The organism is Mycobacterium sp. (genome assembly GCF_008709575.1).
Taxonomy (GTDB): domain Bacteria; phylum Actinomycetota; class Actinomycetes; order Mycobacteriales; family Mycobacteriaceae; genus Mycobacterium.
Window position 1 is genome coordinate 1 of record NZ_VYIK01000344.1, and the last position, 698, is coordinate 698.

Sequence of the window (698 nt, forward strand, 5' to 3'; positions counted from 1 at the left end):
ATGCGTGAGGCACCAACCACCGCTTCGCGCTCACTTTTAGCTGAGGCACCTCGCCAGACGCGCCTTACTTGCGACGTAGCAAGCATCACATGCCAACTCGCCCGACGCCCTGTACCGGGCAATGCGGCGGAGCGGCGCCTAAAAAACCATCCGCGCGATCAGCTCCGCCACGGCAGCCGGCTTCTCGGAGCCGTCGAGCTCGACCGTGTGCCGCACTATCAGGTCAACCATGGCGTCATCGACCTTGGTGGCGTCGACAAGCTCAGATCGGACCCGGATGCGGCTACCCACCGGAACCGGCACGAGGAACCGCACCCTGTTGAGCCCGTAATTGATGCCCATCTTCGCGTTCTCGACGCGGTAATTGGCCTTGCTCAGCGCGGGAATCAGGGACAGCGTCAGGAATCCATGGGCTATCGTTACGCCATAGGGACTTTCGGCACTGGCCCGATCCGGATCGACGTGGATCCACTGGTAATCCCCGGTGACGTCGGCGAACGCGTTGACGCGCTTCTGGTCGATGCCTGTCCAGTCGCTGACGCCCAGCTCCTGGCCGATCATTTGCACGGCCTCATCGATGGATCCGATGACTTTCACGGACTTCCCTTCCCGGTTCTGTTCTGGCCCTGCGTAGCCGCTACACGCTGCGCGCGGTCTTGGCCGCTGCCGATGCGGCCTTGCTGCGTTCCCGCGCGGCC

Annotated in this window: 1 protein-coding gene; it reads right to left on the reverse strand. The window is 63.5% G+C overall.

Annotated elements, in window-relative coordinates; genetic code table 11:
- Positions 1-138: 138 nt before the first annotated feature.
- Positions 139-597, reverse strand: coding sequence for a MaoC family dehydratase (locus F6Q13_RS18855; RefSeq protein ID WP_293059771.1), 459 nt, complete (start codon positions 595-597; stop codon positions 139-141).
- Positions 598-698 lie beyond the last annotated feature (101 nt).